Below are 20,982 nucleotides of genomic sequence, written 5' to 3'. Positions count from 1 at the left end.
TACGAGATTTCTGCCTGTCTCGTGGGCTCGGAGATGTGTATAAGAGACAGGGCTTAAGGGGACCGGGATTTGAAACCCCAGCCCCCCTCCCCCTCCGCACCCCCCGATCAGGCGATGCGCTCCAACACCACCGGCGAAGCCGTGAACGTGGTGCCCGGTGCGCCGACGTCGTACGAACCCTCGATCGCCTCCAGGGCGTAGTCGAAGCGTTCCGGTGTGTCCGTGTGGAGGGTCAGCAGGGGCTGGCCGGCTGTGATCGTGTCGCCCGGCTTGGCGTGCATTTCTACTCCCGCGCCTGCCTGCACCGGGTCCTCCTTGCGTGCGCGTCCCGCGCCGAGGCGCCACGCGGCGATGCCGATGTCGTAGGCGTCGAGGCGGGTCAGGACGCCGGAGGCGGAGGCCTTCACCACGTGCTGCTCGCGGGCCACCGGGAGCTTCGCGTCCGGGTTGCCGCCCTGGGCCGCGATCATCCGGCGCCAGACGTCCATCGCGGAACCGTCCGCCAGGGCCTTCGCCGGGTCGGCGTCCTTGATGCCGGCCGCGTCGAGCATCTCTCGGGCCAGGGCGATGGTCAGTTCGACGACGTCCGAGGGGCCTCCGCCTGCCAGGACCTCCACCGATTCGCGGACCTCCAGCGCGTTGCCTGCCGTCAGGCCCAGCGGGGTCGACATGTCCGTCAACAGCGCTACCGTCTTCACGCCGTGGTCCGTGCCCAACCCGACCATCGTGGACGCCAGTTCACGCGCGTCCTCGATCGTCTTCATGAACGCGCCCGTGCCGACCTTCACGTCCAGGACCAGGGAGCCCGTGCCCTCGGCGATCTTCTTCGACATGATGGAGGAGGCGATCAGCGGGATCGCCTCCACCGTGCCGGTGACGTCGCGGAGCGCGTACAGCTTCTTGTCCGCCGGGGCCAGGCCGTCGCCCGCCGCGCAGATGACCGCGCCCGTGCCCTCCAGGACCGACAGCATCTCCTCGTTGGAGAGCAGCGCGCGCCAGCCGGGGATCGACTCCAGCTTGTCGAGGGTGCCGCCGGTGTGGCCGAGGCCGCGGCCGGAGAGCTGGGGGACTGCTGCGCCGCAGGCTGCCACCAGGGGTGCCAGGGGGAGCGTGATCTTGTCGCCCACTCCGCCCGTCGAGTGCTTGTCGGCGGTCGGGCGGGAGAGGGACGAGAAGTCCATGCGCTCGCCGGAGGCGATCATCGCGGCGGTCCAGGTGGCGATCTCCCGGCGGTTCATGCCGTTGAGGAGGATCGCCATGTTGAGGGCGGCCATCTGGTAGTCGGCCACCTCCCCGCGGGTGTACGCGTCGATGACCCAGTCGATCTGCTCGTCGCTCAGTTCACCGCGGTCCCGCTTGGTGCGGATGACGGAGATGGCGTCCATCGAGACTTGCGCCATGGCTTGGATTTCCTTCCGGACGTTCAGAAAATGCGCGGCCCCCTCCGAGTCACAGGAGCCAACTCAGAGGGGGCGCACGGGAGTTACCTGGTGAGATGGTCCGGCCCGAAGGCCTGCGGGAGCATCTCCGAGAGCGGCAGGACGCCCGCCGGTGTCTCCACCAGCAGACCCGGGCCGCCGAACTCGTACAGCAGTTGGCGACAGCGGCCGCAGGGGACGAGGATGTCGCCCTTGCCGTCGACGCAGGTGAAGTGCGTCAGCCGGCCGCCGCCGGTGCGCTGGAGGTCGGAGACGAGTCCGCACTCCGCGCACAGGCCGAGGCCGTACGACGCGTTCTCGACGTTGCAGCCGGAGACCGTGCGGCCGTCGTCGACCCGGGCGGCGACCCCGACGGGGTAGCCCGAGTACGGCGCGTAGGCGTGGGACATCGCCTCCCGCGCCTCGGCGCGCAGTTCGTCCCAGTCGACGGCCAACTCGGTGGCGGGCGAGGTCACTTGCCCTGTCCCTTCCGGTACGGCAGGCCGTCCGCCTTCGGCATCCGCAGGTGCTGCGCGGACAGCGAGAGCACCAGCAGGGTGACGATGTACGGGCTGGCGCCGACCAGTTGGGTCGGGACGGAGTCGGTGGTGGCGTACCAGACGAACATCAGGGCGCCGAGGACGGCGGTGATGCCGGCCGGGACGTACCGCTTCTTCCAGACCATGTAGGCGCAGCCTGCGACCAGCAGGAAGCCGAGCAGCAGGATCAGCGCGTGCACGTTGGTGGAGCCGCCGCGCAGGTTGAGGCTGTCGGTGTAGCCGAACAGGCCCGCGCCGAGGGCGAGTCCGCCCGGCATCCAGTTGCCGAAGATCATCGAGGCGAGGCCGATGTAGCCGCGGCCGCCGGTCTGGCCGTCGAGGTAGACGTTGGACGCGACGATCGACAGGAAGGCGCCGCCGAGGCCGGCGAAGCCGCCGGAGATGATCACGGCGATGTACTTGTACTTGTAGACGTTGACGCCGAGGGACTCGGCGGCCACCGGGTTCTCACCGCAGGAGCGGAGGCGGAGGCCGAAGGCCGTGCGCCACAGGACCCACCAGGTGGCCGGGACCAGCGCCACCGCGATGACGGTGAGCGGGGAGAGGTCGGTGATCAGACCGCCGATCAGGCCCGCGATGTCCGAGAGCAGGAACCAGTGCTTCTCGTTGAGCTTGTCCAGCCAGCTGGAGAGGCCGGGGATGTCGAAGGTGCCCAGTGAGTCGATCGGCGGGGACTGCTTGGCGGAGCCCTGCTCGGTGTTGGCGAAGGTGAACTTCGACAGATAGCGGGTGGTGCCGAGCGCCAGGATGTTGATGGCGACACCGGAGACGATGTGGTTGACGTTGAACGTCACCGTGGCGATGGCGTGCAGCAGCGCGCCGAGGCAGCCGCCGATGATGCCGAAGACGATGCCGACCCACGGACCCCACTGGTAGCCGGCCCAGGCGCCGAACCAGGTGCCGAGGATCATCATGCCCTCGAGGCCGATGTTGACGACGCCCGCGCGCTCGGCCCAGAGGCCGCCGAGACCGGCGAGGCCGATCGGCACGGCGGCGCGAAGGGCCGTGGACATCTGGCCGGTGGACGTGATGCCGTCCGCGCCCGTGATGAGGCGGACGATCGACGTGAGGATCAGCGCACCCGCGATGATCAGCAGGAGGACGGGGAGGGAGAAACGGCGGCCGCCCTTGCCGGGCTGCTGCGCCTGGGGCTTGGCGATGGTCGCGGTGGACATCAGGCCGCCACCTCCTTCTTCTCGGAGTTGTCGATCGCGGCGGCGGCGAGTTCCTCACCGACGCGCTTCTGCTGGCGGCGCAGGCCCCAGGTGCGGACGACCTCGTACGAGATGACGACCGCGAAGACGATCAGGCCCTGCATGATCGTCGCGATCTCCTTCTGGTACGCGACCGGGGTCGCGTAGTCCAGGGCGGGCGACGCCTTGTCGAGGAAGGCCCAGAGGAGGGCGGCGAGGGCGATGCCGCCGGGGTTGTTGCGGCCGAGGAGGGCGATGCCGATGGCGGTGAAGCCCAGGCCCTCGGGGAAGGTGAGGCTGTAGGTGTGGCTGTCGCCGAGCAGCAGCGGCAGACCGGCGAGGCCGGCGACACCGCCGGAGATCAGCATCGCGGTGAGCGTCATGCGCTTGGCGTCGACGCCGGAGGCGGCCGCGGCGGTCTCGGACTCGCCGGTGGCGCGCAGGTCGAAGCCGAAGCGGGTGCGGTTGAGGACGAGCCAGTACAGGACGCCGATGATCGCGGCGAGGAAGACCAGGCCGTAGATCTCGCCGACGTCCGAGCCCAGGTCGATGCCCGGGATCCAGCCGGACTTCTTCATGATGCCGGTCGTCATGTTGTTGCCGACCTGCACGCCCCACGTGTTGGTCTGCGTGAGGTAGAGGATCAGGCTGGTCGCGATCGCGTTCAGCATGATCGTCGCGACGACCTCGCTGACCCCTCGGGTGACCTTGAGGACACCCGCGATCCCGGCCCAGAAGGCACCGGTGAGGATCGCGACCAGGAGCAGCAGCGGCACCTGGAGGACGGCCGGCAGGCCGACGTGCGCGCCGACGACCGCGGTCATCACGGCGCCGAGGCGGTACTGGCCGTCGACGCCGATGTTGAACAGGTTCATCCGGAAGCCGAGGGCGACCGCCAGGGCGGCGATGTAGTACATCGACGCCTGGTTGATGATCAGCACCTGGACGTCGGAGTACCCGATCTGCTGGAGCATCAGGTTGTAGGGCTCGATCGGGTTCTTGCCCGAGGCGAGCAGCACGACCGAGGTCAGCAGGATCGCGGCGACAAGCGCCATGACCGGGCCGGCCACGGCGAGGAGCAGGCGCTCCTTGTCGAACTTCTTCATCGGGCCTCGTCCTCCGGGGCGGTGTCGTCGGCGCCGTCTGCTGCGGACTCTTCGACGTGTTCGAGGTGACCGGACGCGGCGCCGGTCATGGCCGAGCCGAGCTCCTCCGGTGTGACGGTGGCCGGGTCCGCGTCGGCGACCAGCCTGCCGTCGTAGATCACGCGCAGGGTGTCCGACAGGCCGATCAGTTCGTCCAGGTCGGCGGAGATCAGCAGCACGGCCAGGCCCTCGCGGCGGGCCTCGCGGATCTGGTCCCAGATCGCGGCCTGCGCGCCGACGTCCACACCGCGGGTGGGGTGGGCGGCGATCAGGAACTTCGGCTTGTGGCTCATCTCGCGGCCGACGATCAGCTTCTGCTGGTTGCCGCCGGAGAGGGAGGCGGCGGTGACGTCGATGCCGGGGGTGCGGACGTCGTACTCCTCGACGATCCGGCGGGTGTCGTCCTGGGCGCCCTTGATGTCGAGCCAGACGCCCTTCGAGTTGGGCTTCTCGGTGACGTGGCCGAGGATGCGGTTCTCCCAGAGGGGGGCTTCCAGGAGGAGGCCGTGGCGGTGGCGGTCCTCGGGGATGTAGCCGATGCCCTTTTCGCGGCGCTTGCGGGTGGCCCAGGGCGTGATGTCGTCGCCTAGGAAGCCGATGGTGCCGGAGTCGGCGTTCTTCAGGCCGATCAGCGCGTCGATCAGCTCGGTCTGGCCGTTGCCCTCGACGCCGGCGATGCCCATGACCTCACCGGCGTGGATGGTGAAGGTGACGTCGTCGAGGACGCGCTTGGCGGCGCCGCCGGGGACGGCGAGGTCGCCGAGCAGTCCGCCGCCCGTGGGCTCGGACTCGGCGCCGAGGGAGGCGCCGGCGGCGTACACGGTGAGGCCGTCGACCTCGATGACGGGCTTGTCGGTGACCGTCGACTCGGCGGTCTCCGGGGTGGGGAGTTCGCTGCCGACCATCATCTCGGCGAGCTGACGGGGGGTCGTCGCGGAGGGGACGGCCGTGCCGACCGTGGTGCCGCGCCGGATGACGGTGATCTCGTCGGCGACCGAGAGAACCTCGCCCAGCTTGTGCGAGATGAAGATGACCGCGAGGCCCTCGGACTTCAGCTCGCGCAGGTTGCTGAAGAGGGCGTCGACCTCCTGCGGGACCAGGACGGCGGTGGGCTCGTCCAGGATCAGGGTGCGGGCGCCGCGGTAGAGGACCTTGAGGATCTCCACGCGCTGGCGCTCGGCGACACCGAGGCTCTCGACGAGAAGGTCCGGGCGGACGTTCAGGCCGTAGCGGTCGGAGATCTCCTTGATCTTCTTGCGGGCGCCGCCGCCGATGCCGTGCAGCTTCTCGCTGCCCAGGACGACGTTCTCCAGGACGGTGAGGTTGTCGGCGAGCATGAAGTGCTGGTGGACCATGCCGATGCCGCGGGCGATGGCGTCGGCCGGCGACGAGAAGGTGACGTGCTCACCGTCGACGGCGATGGTTCCCTCGTCCGGCTTCTGCATGCCGTAGAGGATCTTCATCAGGGTCGACTTGCCCGCGCCGTTCTCGCCGACGAGGGCGTGCACGGTGCCTTTTCGGACACTGAAGCGGATGTCGCTGTTGGCGACGACACCCGGGAACCGCTTGGTGATCCCCACCAGCTCGACCGCGATCGTCGACTGATCGCTGAGCGGAGGGCTGCTGGACGCGTCGATGGCGAACTCTCCTCATGGAAAGGGGCCTCTCTACGCGCGTAGCGCCCCTGCTTTAAATAGTGCTCGGACCTGATCGGCCGCGTGTGGCATCCGATCCGTTCCGAGCATTCTGCCGCGCGAACAGGGTGCGTCCCTGCCGCCGGTCTCCCGTCGTTCGCCCGAAGGGCGGGCCGCGCGGCGTCTGGTGCGTGCGATCGCAAGGCGCCGGAGCGCCCTCGTGGCGGAGCCACGTGGGCGTTTCGGCAACGCGGCGAGCGTGCGTGCCAGGCGTCGCGCGGCAGACGGGAGACCGGCGGCAGGGGCGCGAGTCGGTCATCCTCCCCGCGCCCCGTTCCGTGGCCGTAACGCTGCCATTACAGCGCTCTTTTGGCCATGGTCGTAACTGGCTCACGACCCTCAGATCAAGAGGTCTTGACCTTGATCGTGCCGTCCTTGATGCCCGCCTCGGCCTTCGTGAGGGCGGCCTGCAGGGTGGCGTTGTTCTTGAAGGTCGGGTTGGAGTCGGCCAGGCCCACCGCGCCGTTGCTCAGCGAGCCGCGGATCTCGCCGCTCAGCGGCTTCTTGTCCTTGATGACGGACTTGGAGAGGTCGTACACCGCGCCCGCGACGTTCTTCAGGGCCGAGGTGAGGATGTACGGCTTGTACTTGGCCAGCGCCGCCTGGTTGTACTGGTCGGAGTCCACACCGATCGCCCACACCTTGTGCGCGGCGGCGGACTTGATGACGCCCTGGCCGGAGAGACCGGCGGCCGCGAAGACCACGTCCGCACCGGCCTCGATCTGACCGTCGGCCGCGGCCTCACCCTTGTCGGGGCTGGAGAAGCCACCCTGGGCGGCGGTCTGGGTCAGGTACTGCGTCTTGACCGTGACGCCCTTCTTGGTGTCCTTGACGCCCTGCTCGAAGCCCGCCGCGAACTTGTGGATCAGGGGGACGTCCACGCCGCCGATGAAGCCGACGGTGTTCGACTTCGTGGTCAGCGCGGCGGTGACGCCGGCCAGGTACGAGGACTGCTCCTCGTGGAAGACCATGTCGGCGACGTTGGCGGCCGTGATGGTGTTGTCGTCGATGATGCCGAAGGTGATCTTCGGGAACTTCGCGGCGGCTTCCTTGACGGCGGGGGCGTAGGCGAAGCCGACACCGATCACCGGGTTGTAGCCGGACCTGGCGAGGGTCTCCAGGCGCTGCACCTTGTCCGCGTCGGACTCGTTGTCCTGCGGCTCGACGTCACGGCCGCTGACACCGAAGTCCTTCTCGGCCTTCACCAGACCCGCGTAGGCGGCGTCGTTGAAGGACTGGTCGCCCTTGCCGCCGACGTCGTAGGCCAGGCCAATACCCTTGGACGTGCCGGCACTGCTGGAGCTGCTGGAGCTGGACTCGCTGGACGAGCTGCCGCAGGCGGAGACGGTTACTGCAAGAGCTGCGGTTGCAACGCCTGCAACCGCGATTCGGGACACCCGGCGCATGGAACGAGACTCCTTCGTGCAAGCGCCCAAACCAGGCGCTGGTTCCGCCGCAGCGTAACGCGCGTAGACCAGACGGAAAACCCCATCTGTCCGGTCCGTTATAGAGCTGTGGCCACAGATGGTGGCCAGCGTACGGACAGCAGCACGCCCCTTGCGGGAGGCAAGGGGCGTGCTGGCTGCAACGATGCCCGGAGGGCGTAGTTCTATTGCGTCGTTCTACTGTCGTTGCGCTGTCGTTGCGCTGTTGTTCTGCTGCGTACTACTTCGTGTTGACGGTGATCTTGCCGGAGATGATGTCCGCCTTCGCCTTGTCCACCGCGGCCACGGCGGCCGTCATGGCCTTGTACTTCGGGTTGGTGTCGGAGAAGCCGACGCCGTCGTTGTCGAGGCCGTAGCGGACGACACCGGTCTTGGGCTTGCCCTCGTACACGGACTTCACCAGGTCGTAGACGGCGCCGCCGACGTTCTTGAGCGCCGAGCCGAGGATGGCGTCCTTGTACTTGGCCAGCGCCGCCTGCTCGTACTGGTCGGAGTCCACGCCGATGGCCCAGATGCCCTTGGCGGAGGCCTCGGAGATGACGCCCTGGCCGGAGAGACCGGCGGCGGCGTAGATGACGTCCGCGCCCGCGTCGATCTGACCGCTCGCCGCGTCCTTGCCCTTGTCGGGGCTGGAGAAGCCGCCCTGGGCCGCGGTCTGCGTCAGGTACTGCGACTCGATCTTGATGCTCGGGTTGACGGACTTGGCGCCCTGGTCGAAGCCGGCCTCAAACTTGTGGATGAGGGGGACGTCCACGCCGCCGATGAAGCCGATGTGGTTCTTCTTGGTCGCCTTGGCCGCGGCGACGCCCGCGAGGTACGAGGACTGCTCCTCGTGGAAGACGAGGTCGGCCACGTTGGCGGCCTTGTCCTGCTCGTCGTCGATGATGCCGAACGTGATGTTCGGGAACTTCGCGGCGGCTTCCTTGACGGCGGGGGCGTAGGCGAAGCCGACGCCGATCACCGGGTTGTAGCCGGCCGTGGCCAGGCTCTCCAGGCGCTGGACCTTGTCCGCGTCGGACTCGTTGTCCTGCGGCTCGATGTCGCGGCCGGTGAGGTTGAACTCCTTCTCGGCCTTCTGGAAACCGGCGTAGGCCGCGTCGTTGAAGGACTGGTCGCCCTTGCCGCCGACGTCGTAGGCGAGGCCGATGCCCTTGCCGGTGTACTTGCCGGACGAGGACGACGAACTGTCACTGGCCTTGTCGGCGTCCTTGCTGGAGCTACCGCAAGCGGTAGCGGCGAGGGCGATGACAGTGACGGTCACCGCGGCTTGGGAGAACTTCGTCCTCCGAGATGTCTGACGCACAGCAAGCACTCCTTCGTCCCCACGGCACCGTCACCGGACCGTTCCCCAATGCGCCGCCTCTGGTGGCGATTTCCGCGCACAGTAACGCGCGTAGACGAGGAGGGGAACGGGGTTTCTCCTTGCCGTTACCGGATCGTGCCGCCACCGCGTTACGTTCACTCGCCAGCGGTTACACCCGGGTGACACAGGGGGACGTAGGGGTACCGAACGGGCACCCCTACGACCGCCCGGGCCGGCCTGTTCCGGTCAGAGCGCGGCATCGATCAGCGCGGCGGCTGTGAACAGTTCCACGCCGACGGTGATCGCGGACTCGTCGGCGTCGAAGTCGCCCTGGTGGAGGTCCCGCACGGTCCGCTCCCCCGGTGTCCGCACGCCCAGCCGGGCCATGGCGCCCGGCACGTCCTCCAGGTACCAGGAGAAGTCCTCGCCGCCCAGGCTCTGCGCGGTGTCCTCGACGGAGAGCGGTCCGCGCCGCGCCACCATGGCGTCCCGCAGCAGCTCGGTGACCAGCGCGTCGTTGACGACGGGCGGCACCCCGCGCACGTAGTTGATCTCGGACTTGGCGCGGTACATCCCGGCGACCTCGTCGATCGCCGCGTGCACGATGTCGGGCGCCTGCCGCCAGGCGTCGAGATCGAGACACCGTACGGTGCCCGACAGTTCGGCGTGCTGCGGGATGACGTTCGGGGCGTGGCCCGACTCGATCCGGCCCCAGGTCACGGAGACCCCGCTCCGCGCGTCCATACGGCGCGAGACGAGCGCGGGCACGTCGGTGGCGACCCGGGCGGCGGCGGTGACCAGGTCGGTGGTGAGGTGCGGCCGGGCCGTGTGGCCGCCCGGTCCGTCCAGGGCGACCTCCAGCCGGTCGCAGGCGGAGGTGATGGGTCCGACCCGCAGCCCGATCCGCCCGCTGTCGACCTTGGGGTCGCAGTGCACGGCGATGATCCGCCCCACCCCGTCCAGCACCCCGCACTCGATGGCGTCGGTGGCGCCGCCGGGCAGGACCTCCTCGGCGGGCTGGAAGAGCAGCCGTACCGGCCGGGGCAGCAGCCCCTGCTCGTGCAGCCGGGCGAGCACGAGGCCGGCGCCGAGCACCACGGTGGTGTGGATGTCGTGACCGCAGGCGTGGGCGCGGTCGGGCACGGTGGAGCGGTACGCGCACTCACTCTTCGTGTCCGGGATGGGCAGCGCGTCGATGTCGGCGCGCAGCGCGAGCATGGGCGCGCCCGTGTCGCGGGGTCCGATGTCACAGACGAGCCCGGTACCGATGGCGAGGACGCGGGGTTCGAGACCGGCCATTTCCAGCCGCGCCTTGATCGCCGCGGTGGTCCGGAACTCCTGGTTGCCCAGCTCGGGGTGCATGTGCAAGTCGCGCCGGAACGCGACGAGTTCGGCACGCAGGGCCTCCGGCAGGGTGCCCGGGAGCACATTCCCGACGGATTCGACCTCGGACTCTGCCTCGGACTCTGGTGACATCAATTGCTTCACCCTCTGAAGGGTAGGGCGCCCGGGTGGTCAACTGACCCTCGATCAACAAAAGTTCAACCCGTTAGTCGAAGAAAATCTGACCGCCGACCGCATAGCCGCATATGGAGATGGGTAGACTCTCCGCTCCTTCTGGGATACCACGCCCCACCCTGCACAGCGTGCGCCGTCCGCATCCCGGAATCATCACCGCCGCACGACAGTACGGATACGCAGCGCGACCGACGTCTCGGACCTGGGCACTCTTCGTCAAGTGAAGGCACCTGTGGAGGCCCCCATGGAGGCATGCGGCTGCGGCGAGGACCAGATCCCCTGGATGCTGGCGAAATTCGGCTTCTTCGGCACGGCGGGACTGGTCCTGGCCGTACTGGTCATCATGATCCTGGCGGGATGGGCGCTGGCGACGGTGGTGTGGCTGATCCGCCGCCGGACGGAAGGCACCGGGGCGCCGGGCACCCCGGGCACCGCCGCGTCCGGCCCCGACGACCCCGGGCCCGGCGAGCTGGGCGGCTTCAGTTGGCGCGAAGAAGATCCCTGAGCCGCGAGCTCTTGCTAGGGTCCGCCGACGTGACCGACCCGAACGCGGATCTCGCCGCGGACTTCATAGAGGCCACCCGCTCCTCCTACGACGCGATCGCGCCCGCGTACGGCGCCGAGCATCCCGACGGCCTCGGCGACGGCCCCCTCGAAACCGCCCTGTTGACCGCCTTCGCCGAGCTCGTCCGTGCGGCGGTGGGCGAGGCACCGGTGGCCGACGTGGGCAGCGGCCCCGGATATGTGACGGCGCGCCTGAACGCCCTCGGTCTCCCGGCCTTCGGCGTCGACATCTCGCCGCACATGGTGGCGCTGGCCCGCGAGGCGCATCCCCAACTCCGGTTCGAGGTGGGCTCGATGACGGCCCTGGACGTACCGGACGAGACCCTCGGCGGTGTGATCGCCCTCTACTCGACGATCCACATCCCGGACGACCGTCTGCCCGGCGTCTTCGCGGAGTTCCACCGGGTCCTGCGCCCCGGGGGCTACGTACTGCTCGCGTTCCAGGCCTCGGAGGGCGAGCACATCCATATGACGGAGCGCTACGGCCTGGACATCTCGCTCGACTACTACTTCCGCACCCCGGCCGAGATCGTCACGTTCCTGACGGAGGCGGGCCTGAGTCTCTACGCCCAGGCCCGCGTCGAGCCCCACGGGCAGCAGAAGTGGGGCCGCGCCTTCGCCCTGGCTCACAAGCCGGCGGGGTCCGCCTGAGCGCCGACGGTGAACAGCAGCGGTGAGCGGACCCCGAGCCGGGCGGCACAGTCGGCGACGGTGGCGGCCAGCCAGCCGACCGCGTCGCAGGACCACTCGGCGAGTTCGCCGCGCAGCGTCATGCCGTGCAGGGGCGGCCCGTTCCAGAAGCTGTCGTGGAACAGCGGCGGGCGGACATCGCCCCGCACAGTGACGTCGTCGTCCCCGAACGTGAACACGCTCTGCTCCAAGTCCCGCAGATCCTGCGCGAGTTGACGCGCGACGGCCGGGATCACCGGATCGCGCCCGCTGTTGATGTGGACGTCCACCGGGGTCCTGGCCGCCGGGTCGCGCTCACCGAACCAGTCGACGGTCGGCATCGACGGTACGGCGGCGTAGGCAGGCCGTGCCGCCGAATCGATCCCCTGCACCGGCAACAGCACCTGCACCGCGGAGAGCCGCACCGTGCCGATCCGCGCCGTCACGTCCTGGGCGCAGCGGAGGAACGGCTGGACGGGGAGCGGCCGTTCGGCCGGCACGGGACCGGCCTCGACCTGGAACCAGGAGACCCGTCCCGCGCCGGGCGCGGCCTGCGGATGCCCCCACCCGGCGTCGTTCATGGCCCACAGCCCGGGACCGCCTGCTGTCTGCTCCTCCAGCCAGCCCATCGCGAGCGACCGCTGGTAGAACAGCTGATACGCGTCGTGCTCGGGGTCGTGCCATGCGTGCGGGGTCAGTTCGCCGTACAGGGCGGCGAACAGGGTGCCGGCGGTGGGCGGGGTCGTAGGCGCGATTCCTGGTTGTGGTTGCACACCTTGAGGGTGCCAGGCAGCCCCGCCCGAACCGCCTACGCCGCCGTCACCGCCGACAACCGATGCACGTCCTTCGCCGTCCCCGTGACCCCCGACAAGAACCCCTGCGCCCGGGGCGAGGCGTTCTCCGTCAGCCATGCGGGGTCGATGTCGCAGACGGCGACCCGTACGTCCGTGCCCACCAGCGCAAGGGGCAGCGTGTGGACGACAGTTGAGGGGAAGCTCAGGATCGTGCGGCCGATGGGGCCGCGGCGGGCGATCAGCTCCAGGGGAAGGTCCGGGCGGACGATCTCCAGGCCCGTCTCGACCGCCAACCGGTGGAGTTTCTCTGTGCTTTCGCGGCGGTGGGCGAAGTAGCGGGTCGCGCCGTGGGTCTTGGCGAGGGCGGCGACCGCCTCCAGGTAGCGGTCGTTGTCCACCACTCCCGTTTCCACCAGGGACGTGCCGACCAGGTCGGCGCCCTTCGTGATGCGGGGCGGGCCGAAGGTGGCGCGGGTCCAGGCGAACTCGTTCGCCGTGATCGTGACGCCCTCGGGTGTCACCTCGATCGGCATCGAGGAGAAGATCTCCACCTTGCGGCGCTTGCCCGGGGTGAGGCGGCGGCGGGCCGCCGAGGACACCGGGGCGAAGATCAGGTCGCGGGGGCCGGGGCGGCCGCCCTTGCGGTGCCAGCGGACCAGGCGTTCACCGCTGGCGAGTTGGGCGACGAACTCCATCGTCGCGGTGCCGTCGTCGACCACGACCAGGTCACGTGCCCTGGTGATCGTCAGCAACAACTGGACGTATCGCGAGAACGGGTCGCCCATCACGATCCGGTCCGCCTTGCGCAGCAACCTGGTCAGGCCGCCGATGGTCTGGAAGGGGGCCAGGGGTCCGCCCCGCGCCTCCTCCCAGCGCACCGTGTGGCCCTCGTCGCGGGCCAGGTCGGCCATGCGGCGCAGCTGGCCGCGGGTCATCGGGTCGGTCGGGGACAGGACCACGAGGGTGAGCCCCCCGCCGGGTGCCTCCTCGGCCCGGAGCGCACGGAGGTGCGCCCACTCCAGCACGTTCAGAAGCTGTACCGGACTCTCCACGAACGCGAGAGTGTGGGGGGTGAGGCCGGCTTTGCCGGCGTGGGGGCTCATTGTCGTACGACCGTCCCGTGACCGTAAGTGACGCTGGCGCTGGCGCTTGATGGCTCAGACTCAGACCGTGACCGGCTCGCCCGCCGCCGCGGCGATCTCCGCCTCGGCGACCACGCCGTTGACGCGGCGCAGCTTCTTCATCGGGCCGAGCTCCGAGTCGTAGACCTTCTTGACGCCGTCGCCGAGGGAGGCCTCGATGGTGCGGATGTCGCGGACGAGGCGGGTCAGGCCCTGCGGCTCGACGGAGGCGGCCTGGTCCGAGCCCCACATGGCGCGGTCGAGGGTGATGTGGCGCTCGACGAAGGTGGCGCCGAGCGCGACCGCGGCGAGGGTGGTCTGCAGGCCCGTCTCGTGACCGGAGTAGCCGATCGGGACGTTCGGGTACTCGGCCTGGAGGGTGTTGATGACGCGGAGGTTGAGCTCCTCGGCCACCGCCGGGTAGGTCGAAGTGGCGTGGCACATAAGGATGTTGTCCGAGCCGAGGACCTCGACCGCGTGGCGGATCTGCTTCGGGGTCGACATGCCGGTGGAGAGGATGACCGTGCGGCCGGTGGCGCGCAGCGAGCGGAGGAGCTCGTCGTCCGTGAGGGAGGCGGAGGCGACCTTGTGGGCCGGGACGTCGAACTTCTCCAGGAAGGCGACGGCCTCGGTGTCCCACGGGGAGGCGAACCAGTCGATGTTCTTGGACTTGGCGTACTCGTCGATCTGGCGGTACTCGTCCTCACCGAACTCCACGCGGTGGCGGTAGTCGATGTAGGTCATGCGGCCCCAGGGGGTGTCGCGCTCGATGTCCCACTGGTCGCGCGGGGTGCAGATCTCCGGGGTGCGCTTCTGGAACTTGACGGCGTCGCAGCCGGCTTCGGCGGCGGCGTCGATCAGCTTGAAGGCGTTCTCCAGCTCACCGTTGTGGTTGATGCCGATCTCGCCGACGACGTAGACGGGGTGGCCGGGTCCTGCGGTCTTCGAACCGAACTGGCGCAGACGGGAGTTGTTGCTCATGACAGCGGGTTTCCTTACTTGGTGAGGGAATCGAGAGAGGGGCCGAGGATCCAGCTGGCGATCTCTCGGACAGCGCCGTCGCCACCGGCCACGGTGGTGACCGCGCGTGCGGCGCCGCGTACGACGTCGTGGGCGCTCGCGACCGCCACGGGCCAGCCCACGAGGGCGAAGCACGGGAGGTCGTTGACGTCGTTGCCGACGTAGAGCACGCGCTCCGGCGCGATGCCCTGCTCCTCGCACCACTGCTTGAGTGCGAGGTCCTTCCGGTCGATGCCGTGCAGGACCGGGAGTTGGAGCTTCCGGGCCCGGGCGGCGACGACCGGGTTCTGCTCCGAGGACAGGATGAGCATCTTCAGGCCGCTCTTGCGCAGCGCCGCGATGCCGAGCCCGTCTCCGCGGTGCACGGAGACGAACTCCCGTCCGTCGGAATCGATCAGCACCCTGTCGTCGGTCTGGGTGCCGTCGAAGTCGAGTACGACCGCGTCGATGTCGTCGGCGGTCGGGAGCGAACCGGGACGGTCCGCGTCGAACAGCGGGGCCAACGCCCGTGCCCTGGCCAGCTCGTGTGGATCGTCGATCTCCAACACCCGTGCGGGGTCGGTCCGGACGAGTTCCGTGCGGCCGAAGAAACGGTGGCCGACCTTGCGGAAGCCGACCGCGTCCATGCCGTAGACCGCGCCGGTCTCCAGGAAGTCCTGGGGGCGGTCCTGACGGCGCGGGCGGAACGACTTGTCGTGGTTGACGCCGTAACCGCCGCTGGTGACAGGGGGGTTGGCGACCTTCGTGGCGCCGCCGACCTCCTCGCTGCGCGCGGGCTCGACGACCGGAGTCGCCTCGTCGTCCGCGTCGCGCCACACGAAGCCGTGGAAGGGGGCGACGGTGTGGGCGGTGTCGGCGCCGTTCGCGACGATCGCGTTGACGATGCCGTCGACGTCCTCGCGGACGATGAAGGGGCTGGTGCACTGCACGAGCAGGACCACGTCGACGGCCGCGCCGTGCAGCGCCTCGTGGGCGTCCATGGCGTGCAGGACGGCGGCCTCGGAGGTCGCCGTGTCGCCGGCGATGGCGGCGGGCCGCAGCACGACCTCGGCGCCGGCCTGGCGGGCCGCGGCGGCGATGGCCTGGTCGTCGGTGGAGACGACCACGTCCGTCACCAGCCGCGAGGCGCGGCACTCGCGGACGGCGCGGGCCACCAGCGGCACTCCGCCGACGGGCGCGAGGTTCTTGGCGGGGACGCCCTTGGAACCGCCGCGCGCGGGGATCACCGCGAGCACCCGGCGCACCGAAGCGCCTTGGCCTGCCTGCGAGTTGGACATGGGCTCTACTCCTTGAGCGGGAATCCTGACGTTCACAGCTCCCCCATCCGGCGGATGACGGGCGCCACGCGCTGCACGCCGTGGCGGTAGGCGCCGCGCGCGGCCCGGCGCACGATCTGCCGGACGGGCCCCGGCTCCTTGTCCGCGGCGGGGGCGCCCGGCAGCGGGGTGCCGTCGGGGCCGAGGTGGTGGCGGGCGAGGATGCCGGGCAGATAGCCGGGGGCGGTCTCGGGCGTGTAGTACGGCTTCAGGGCGGGCATGTCGGCGCCGGCCAGCAGCTTGGCGATCCGCTCCCGGGCCGCGTCGAAGGCCGTCTCGTACGACCCTCCCCCAGAGGGGGGACCCCCAGCCATGACCCCCTGCCGGGCCACCCACTCCGCGTCCGGCACCGGCTTGTACCCGGCGTCGAGCTGGTCCCAGGAGGCGAGGCACCCGGAGCCCACGAAGTGGTGGTTGCCGAGCCCCTCGCGGATGCCGAGGTCGGTCAGCACGACGGTGGGGATACGGCGGTGCAGGGACTCCAGGGCGGCCGTGGAACTGATGGTCACCAGGAGGTCGGTGCGGTCGAGCACGTCGCCCATGTGCCCGTACACGAGGCTGAAGTTGGCGGGGAGGTCCTTGCCCTGGACCAGCTTCTGGTAGGGCAACTCCTCGATGTGCGTGGTGTGTTCGCCGGGCTTGGAGCGCAGCTTGAGCAGCACCTCGCGGTTCGGGTGGAAACGGGCGTGCTGGATCGCCCTGTTGAGCAGGTAGTCGCGGTCCCGGCGGTTGTCGGGCACCGAGGGCTGCACGGCGAAGACGACCGTGTACGGGTCGTGCTCGCCCGTATAGGTGTCCCCGCCGAGGAACGGCAGGGCGACCTCGGTCACCGACGAGGAGTCGGCGCCGACCCCGTCGTAGACCGCCTTGAAACGGTCCGCGTCCTGGCGGGAGTTGGCGAGGACGAGGTCCGCGCCGTGCCGTAGCAGCAGACCGTCGGTGAGCTTCTCGTAGACGACCCCGACATAGCCGGTGACGACGACGGGCCGCTCGGTGCGCCCGTCCCAGGCCCGGGCCAGCCCGTGCAGCATCGCCTGGACCCCGCCGCCGACGAGGGAGAGCACGAGGACGTCGTACGGCTCCTTCTCCATGGCGCGCAGGAACTCGACGGCGGTCACCTCGCGGAGGGAGTCCGCGGTGACGCCGACTTCCTTCAGCTGGCGGGCTGTTGGGGTGGCACGACCCCGCAGGAGGTACCCGTCCAAAGAGATGTCCGAATTCGCCGGTGCGATGCGGTTCGCGGTGAGCGAACCCCATTTCCACCGGGTGTCGGAATCCGCGAGAACGGCGACTCGCAGGGTCTGCGTTGCACTTGCTGGCACACCGAAGACGCTAGGAAGCCATTCCGTTGATCGGCCCAACCCGAAGGCAACAAAGGGTTAACAGCACACCGCCGAATGACGAATCAGGGCGTGGCGGGGCCGGAAAAATTCCTGGTTCACTGGTTCGCCACATGGCGTTCACCCGACATCAAACCAATGGTAAAGACCGATGCCGGAGCGCCCTCTAACGTCATGGGGGTGGTCAAGCTCTCCGTCATCGTGCCGTTCTACAACGTGCAGCAATACGCGCCCGACACCCTGAAGAGCCTGCGTGCGAACACACGGGAGGACTTCGAATTCATCTTCGTCGACGACTGTTCGACCGACGAGACACCGGACATTCTCGCGCGCGCAGAGCGGGAGTTGCCAGGCGTCGTGCATGTCAGACACAAGAAGAACGGAGGGCTGGCGACCGCCCGCAACACCGGCATCGACAAGGCACGTGGCGAGTATCTGACGTTTCTGGACGGCGACGACTGGCTCGCCCCGGACTACTTCCCGCGGCTGCTGGCCGCCATCGAGGAACTCGGCTGCGACTTCGTCCGCACCGACCACGTGGTGTGCACGGCGAAGGCCCGCTCGATCGCCCGGGTGCCGCAGGGCCGGCGCGGTGTGGTGCTGAACCCGCGGGACGCGATCCTGCCCGCCGACCGCTCCACCTCCGTCGACTACGCCTACGCCTGGGCGGGCATCTACCACCGCAGACTCGTCGACCGGGGCCTGCTGCACTTCACCGACGGGCTGCGCACGGCCGAGGACCGGCCGTGGATCTGGAAGCTGCACCGGGAGGCGGAGTCCTTCGCCACGGTGGGGCTGCTCGGGGTGTTCTACCGGCGCGGGGTCGCCTCCTCGCTCACCCAGATCGGGGATGTGCGGCAACTCGATTTCATTCGTGCGTTCGACCAGGTAATCGAGGAAACCGCGGGTGACCCCGATGCCGAAAAACTGCTGCCCAAAGCAGTGCGCACCTATTGCGCGATCATGGCTCATCATCTCGGATCGATCGAGAGGTTCGAACCCGCCGTGGCTCGAAAACTGCGTTCACTGAGTTCCGCCGCGCTCAAGCGCATGCCGCAGGACGTACTCGCGGACGTGATGGACTCGATGGACCCCCAGCGCGCGAGCCGGCTGCGGCGACTGCGCCGCCGTCCCACCTCGGCGCGGACGGTGGCCGCCTGATGCCCCGCACCACCCAGATCCTGTGCGCGTCGACCCTGTACGGCGCGGCGACGCTGGCCGCCGCGCTGGACGCTGGGCTCCTCGGCGAGGCCGACCGCAGGCTGCTGCTGATCACCAACAACGCGGCGAACCCGGAGACCACCCCGTCGGTGGACTCGATGCCGGGCTTCGACCAGTTGCGCGGGCGCTTCGACGAGGTGCTGTCGTGGAACGAGACCATCTCCCCCTTCCACCCGAGCGGTTGGAGCCCGCGGGGCGACGACGTCCCGATGTGGGAGCGGTACGTACGGCTGCTGTGGCAGCTGGGCGACGACGAGATCCGGCTCGCGGTGGAGTCCGTGCAGGTCAATCCGTCGCTCGCGCTGTGCCAGCTGTTCACCGGCGCCCCGGTCGACGTCTACGCGGACGGCCTCATAAGTTATGGCCCCACGCGCGACAAGATCGACCCGCTGGTCGGCACCCGCATCGAGCGGCTGCTGCACCTCGATCTCGTCCCGGGCCTCACCCCGCTGCTGCTCACCGAGTTCGGCGTCCCGCCGGAGCTGGTACCGACGGAGGCCTTCCTCAAGGTACTTGGCCAACTCGCCGAGTCCGAGGAGGAATTGCCGGCCGTGGAGGGTCAACCGGCCCTGCTGCTGGGCCAGTACCTCGCCGCGCTCGGCATCCTCACCGACCAGCAGGAGGAGGAGCTGCATCTGCGCATGGTGCGCGGCGCGGTGGCGCTCGGCCACCGCACGCTGGTGTTCAAGCCGCACCCGGTGGCGCCCTCCCGCTGGTCCCGACTCCTGGAGGACGAGGCGAAGAAGCTGGGTGCTGAACTCACCCTCCTGGACCGGCCGGTGCTCGCCGAGGTCGCCTTCCAGCGGATGCGCCCCGCCCTGGTCGTCGGCTGCTTCTCCACCGCCCTGTTCACCGCCGCCGGCCTGTACGACATCCCGGTCGCGCGCGTCGGCACCGACACCGTGCTGGCCCGGCTGGCGCCCTACCAGAACAGCAACCGGGTGCCGCTGACCATCGTGGACGCCGTACTGCCGGACCTCGGTGACAAGAAGGCGGTGACGGACTGGCGGATGCCGTCGCCGGAGAAGGTGGACGAACTGTCCGGACTGCTCAAGGCGGTCGGCTTCGCGATGCAGCCCAAGATCTATCCGCGGCTGCGCGAGGACGCCGAGCGCTATCTCTCGACCCGGCTCAATCCGCACACCTGGCGCTATTTCAAACGCCGTCGCCTGACCGCGCTGGCGCTGCCCGGTGCCGTACCGGCACAACTGTCCTTCATTCCGCGCAATCAGACCGTACGGCGGATCGCGCGCCGCGCCCGGGCTTTGTCCGGACGTTAGCGTCCATTCAAATTGTTCATCCGGGCGACATGTAGGAGACCCCTGTGTGTCGCCGGTGAATTGCCTCTCATCCGTCGAACGTTCGTAGCGTCACATCGTTCCGTCGCGGAACAGCCATTCGACGTCGGCGAGAAAGGCCCAGGATGAACGCGGTTGACCAGGCCCTGGCACCCACCCTGCGGGGCCAGGACCCTGGGCAGGACCCGGAGCAGCCACCCGTCGCCCCGCCCGCCCCCCGCCGGGAGAACCGGTTGCGCGCCCTGGACGGGCTGCGGCTGCTGGCCGCGCTGATGGTGTGCCTGTACCACTTCACGGGCAAGAACGGCACGATCTCCTCGTCCTGGCACCAGTCCCCGGGCCTGCTGTTCCCGACCCTCTCCAAGATCGGCACCTACGGCTGCCTCGGAGTGCAGTTCTTCTTCGTCATCAGCGGCTTCGTGATCTGCATGAGCAGCTGGGGCAAGACCCTCGGCGACTTCTTCCGCTCCCGGATCGCCCGCCTCTATCCGGCGTACTGGGCGGCCCTGTTGATGGTCGGCGCCGCGTCGGTCCTGCTGCCGGTGGTCGTCCACCCGCTGCGCTCCGACGAGTTCCTGATGAACTTCACCATGCTCCAGCAGCCGATGGGCGTGCCCCGCGTCCTCGGCGTGTGCTGGACGCTGTGGGTCGAGATGCGCTTCTACGTCCTCTTCGCACTCTTCGTGATCTGGAAGGGCGTCACCTACCGCCGGGTGGTCACCTTCTGCATCCTGTGGACCCTGGCCGGCGCCTTCGCCCGGGTCGCGGACACCGCGCTGACGGACGAGTTGGTGATGCGCGACCACGCGCCGTACTTCATCGGCGGCCTCGCCCTGTACCTGATCCACCGCTACGGCAGCGACTTCCTGCTGTGGGGCATCGTCGGCATGTCCTTCCTGCTGGGCCAGCGCTACTCGGTGACGGCGCTGTGGCACCCCGGTATGCACGGCGACTTCCACCGCAACCCCCATGTCATCCAGGCGATTTCGTTCCTCGCGTTCGCGGCCGTGGCGGCGGTGGCGCTGGGCTGGCTGCGCTGGGCGAACTGGAGCTGGCTGACGCTGGCGGGCGCGCTGACGTACCCCTTCTATCTGATCCACGAGCACCTGGGCTGGTTCGCGATCCGCATCCTGCACCGGGGCCTCGGGCTCGACCCGTACGCGACGCTCGTGCTGACCGTGGCGATCCTGCTGAGCCTGGCCTATCTCATGAACCGCTTCGTCGAGAAGCCGTTCGGAACCCGGCTGAAGCGGACGATGACCGCCCAGTCGAAGCAGCTGGCGGCCCGGCTCAGCGGCGGCAAGTGACACGGCCCTCAAACGCCTCAGGTGCCCCCCGACATGGCCGGGGGGCACCTGTTGTC

General features: G+C 69.3%; 18 protein-coding genes. 5 read left to right on the top strand and 13 right to left on the bottom strand.

Annotated elements, in window-relative coordinates; all coding sequences use genetic code 11:
- Positions 1 to 107: 107 nt before the first annotated feature.
- The 8 genes from OO70_RS28520 to OO70_RS28485 all read right to left on the bottom strand — a co-directional run bounded on the left by OO70_RS28520 (position 108) and on the right by OO70_RS28485 (position 10,234).
- Positions 108 to 1,385 (bottom strand): thymidine phosphorylase, encoded by a 1,278-nt coding sequence (locus tag OO70_RS28520; RefSeq protein WP_043677313.1) that lies wholly within the window; start codon positions 1,383 to 1,385, stop codon positions 108 to 110.
- Between the two features lie 98 nt (positions 1,386 to 1,483).
- Positions 1,484 to 1,894, bottom strand: coding sequence for a cytidine deaminase (locus OO70_RS28515; RefSeq protein ID WP_043677202.1), 411 nt, complete (start codon positions 1,892 to 1,894; stop codon positions 1,484 to 1,486).
- Positions 1,891 to 3,153 carry an ABC transporter permease gene (locus OO70_RS28510; RefSeq protein WP_043677200.1) on the bottom strand — a complete coding sequence of 421 codons (1,263 nt, stop codon included), beginning with the start codon at positions 3,151 to 3,153 and terminating at the stop codon, positions 1,891 to 1,893. Before OO70_RS28510 ends, OO70_RS28515 begins: the two co-directional genes overlap by 4 nt.
- Positions 3,153 to 4,277: an ABC transporter permease gene (locus OO70_RS28505; protein ID WP_043677197.1), complete on the bottom strand. Its 1,125-nt coding sequence runs from the start codon at positions 4,275 to 4,277 to the stop codon at positions 3,153 to 3,155. The genes OO70_RS28510 and OO70_RS28505 overlap by 1 nt, the downstream gene beginning before the upstream one ends.
- Complete coding sequence (locus OO70_RS28500; protein WP_043677195.1) at positions 4,274 to 5,911, bottom strand: ABC transporter ATP-binding protein; 1,638 nt, start codon at positions 5,909 to 5,911, stop codon at positions 4,274 to 4,276. Before OO70_RS28500 ends, OO70_RS28505 begins: the two co-directional genes overlap by 4 nt.
- A 443-nt stretch (positions 5,912 to 6,354) precedes the next feature.
- Complete coding sequence (locus OO70_RS28495; RefSeq protein ID WP_043677193.1) at positions 6,355 to 7,416, bottom strand: BMP family lipoprotein; 1,062 nt, start codon at positions 7,414 to 7,416, stop codon at positions 6,355 to 6,357.
- A gap of 259 nt (positions 7,417 to 7,675) precedes the next feature.
- Complete coding sequence (locus tag OO70_RS28490; RefSeq protein WP_407702834.1) at positions 7,676 to 8,758, bottom strand: BMP family lipoprotein; 1,083 nt, start codon at positions 8,756 to 8,758, stop codon at positions 7,676 to 7,678.
- A 246-nt stretch (positions 8,759 to 9,004) separates the two neighbouring features.
- Complete coding sequence (locus OO70_RS28485; RefSeq protein ID WP_043677190.1) at positions 9,005 to 10,234, bottom strand: M20 family metallopeptidase; 1,230 nt, start codon at positions 10,232 to 10,234, stop codon at positions 9,005 to 9,007.
- A gap of 262 nt (positions 10,235 to 10,496) precedes the next feature.
- On the opposite strand from OO70_RS28485, the gene OO70_RS28480 reads away from it, so the two are divergent.
- Together OO70_RS28480 and OO70_RS28475 are read left to right on the top strand one after the other, a co-directional pair.
- Positions 10,497 to 10,781 (top strand): hypothetical protein, encoded by a 285-nt coding sequence (locus OO70_RS28480; protein ID WP_234336944.1) that lies wholly within the window; start codon positions 10,497 to 10,499, stop codon positions 10,779 to 10,781.
- A gap of 29 nt (positions 10,782 to 10,810) precedes the next feature.
- Positions 10,811 to 11,491, top strand: coding sequence for a class I SAM-dependent methyltransferase (locus OO70_RS28475; RefSeq protein ID WP_043677187.1), 681 nt, complete (start codon positions 10,811 to 10,813; stop codon positions 11,489 to 11,491).
- Here OO70_RS28475 and OO70_RS28470 read toward each other — a convergent pair.
- The 5 genes from OO70_RS28470 to OO70_RS28450 are packed head-to-tail and all read right to left on the bottom strand — an operon-like array spanning position 11,467 to position 17,082.
- The gene (locus OO70_RS28470; protein WP_043677185.1) at positions 11,467 to 12,282 is read right to left on the bottom strand and encodes a hypothetical protein; all 816 of its coding nucleotides are present in this window, start codon (positions 12,280 to 12,282) and stop codon (positions 11,467 to 11,469) included. The genes OO70_RS28475 and OO70_RS28470 overlap by 25 nt on opposite strands.
- A 35-nt stretch (positions 12,283 to 12,317) precedes the next feature.
- A complete protein-coding gene (locus OO70_RS28465; RefSeq protein ID WP_043677183.1) occupies positions 12,318 to 13,406 on the bottom strand; it encodes a hypothetical protein in 1,089 nt (362 codons plus the stop codon).
- A gap of 60 nt (positions 13,407 to 13,466) precedes the next feature.
- Positions 13,467 to 14,405 carry an N-acetylneuraminate synthase family protein gene (locus OO70_RS28460; RefSeq protein WP_043677180.1) on the bottom strand — a complete coding sequence of 313 codons (939 nt, stop codon included), beginning with the start codon at positions 14,403 to 14,405 and terminating at the stop codon, positions 13,467 to 13,469.
- Positions 14,406 to 14,419: 14 nt separating this feature from the next.
- On the bottom strand, positions 14,420 to 15,721 hold the full coding sequence (locus OO70_RS28455) for an N-acylneuraminate cytidylyltransferase (RefSeq protein WP_043677178.1): 1,302 nt from the start codon (positions 15,719 to 15,721) through the stop codon (positions 14,420 to 14,422).
- A 32-nt stretch (positions 15,722 to 15,753) separates the two neighbouring features.
- A complete protein-coding gene (locus OO70_RS28450) occupies positions 15,754 to 17,082 on the bottom strand; it encodes a DUF6716 putative glycosyltransferase (RefSeq protein ID WP_043677176.1) in 1,329 nt (442 codons plus the stop codon).
- Positions 17,083 to 17,280: 198 nt separating this feature from the next.
- Between OO70_RS28450 and OO70_RS28445 the strand changes: the two genes are divergently transcribed.
- From OO70_RS28445 to OO70_RS28435, 3 genes are all read left to right on the top strand, one after another.
- Positions 17,281 to 18,261: a glycosyltransferase family 2 protein gene (locus OO70_RS28445; protein ID WP_043677311.1), complete on the top strand. Its 981-nt coding sequence runs from the start codon at positions 17,281 to 17,283 to the stop codon at positions 18,259 to 18,261.
- Positions 18,261 to 19,601 (top strand): polysialyltransferase family glycosyltransferase, encoded by a 1,341-nt coding sequence (locus tag OO70_RS28440; protein WP_043677174.1) that lies wholly within the window; start codon positions 18,261 to 18,263, stop codon positions 19,599 to 19,601. Before OO70_RS28445 ends, OO70_RS28440 begins: the two co-directional genes overlap by 1 nt.
- Positions 19,602 to 19,744: 143 nt before the next feature.
- Complete coding sequence (locus OO70_RS28435) at positions 19,745 to 20,926, top strand: acyltransferase family protein (RefSeq protein WP_199827422.1); 1,182 nt, start codon at positions 19,745 to 19,747, stop codon at positions 20,924 to 20,926.
- Positions 20,927 to 20,982: the final 56 nt, after the last annotated feature.

It is taken from the genome of Streptomyces xylophagus, assembly GCF_000716435.1.
Lineage (GTDB): Bacteria > Actinomycetota > Actinomycetes > Streptomycetales > Streptomycetaceae > Streptomyces > Streptomyces xylophagus.
This window is presented reverse-complemented; position numbering and strand designations above follow the sequence as displayed.

What these genes read in the sequence shown, in the direction of transcription:
- OO70_RS28440 (WP_043677174.1), top strand. Translation starts at nt 18,261, where the DNA reads ATGCCCCGCACCACCCAGATCCTGTGCGCGTCGACCCTGTACGGCGCG.
- OO70_RS28495 (WP_043677193.1), bottom strand. Translation starts at nt 7,416, where the DNA reads ATGCGCCGGGTGTCCCGAATCGCGGTTGCAGGCGTTGCAACCGCAGCT.
- OO70_RS28460 (WP_043677180.1), bottom strand. Translation starts at nt 14,405, where the DNA reads ATGAGCAACAACTCCCGTCTGCGCCAGTTCGGTTCGAAGACCGCAGGA.
- OO70_RS28435 (WP_199827422.1), top strand. Translation starts at nt 19,745, where the DNA reads ATGAACGCGGTTGACCAGGCCCTGGCACCCACCCTGCGGGGCCAGGAC.
- OO70_RS28505 (WP_043677197.1), bottom strand. Translation starts at nt 4,277, where the DNA reads ATGAAGAAGTTCGACAAGGAGCGCCTGCTCCTCGCCGTGGCCGGCCCG.
- OO70_RS28465 (WP_043677183.1), bottom strand. Translation starts at nt 13,406, where the DNA reads ATGAGCCCCCACGCCGGCAAAGCCGGCCTCACCCCCCACACTCTCGCG.
- OO70_RS28455 (WP_043677178.1), bottom strand. Translation starts at nt 15,721, where the DNA reads ATGTCCAACTCGCAGGCAGGCCAAGGCGCTTCGGTGCGCCGGGTGCTC.
- OO70_RS28485 (WP_043677190.1), bottom strand. Translation starts at nt 10,234, where the DNA reads ATGTCACCAGAGTCCGAGGCAGAGTCCGAGGTCGAATCCGTCGGGAAT.
- OO70_RS28520 (WP_043677313.1), bottom strand. Translation starts at nt 1,385, where the DNA reads ATGGACGCCATCTCCGTCATCCGCACCAAGCGGGACCGCGGTGAACTG.
- OO70_RS28510 (WP_043677200.1), bottom strand. Translation starts at nt 3,153, where the DNA reads ATGTCCACCGCGACCATCGCCAAGCCCCAGGCGCAGCAGCCCGGCAAG.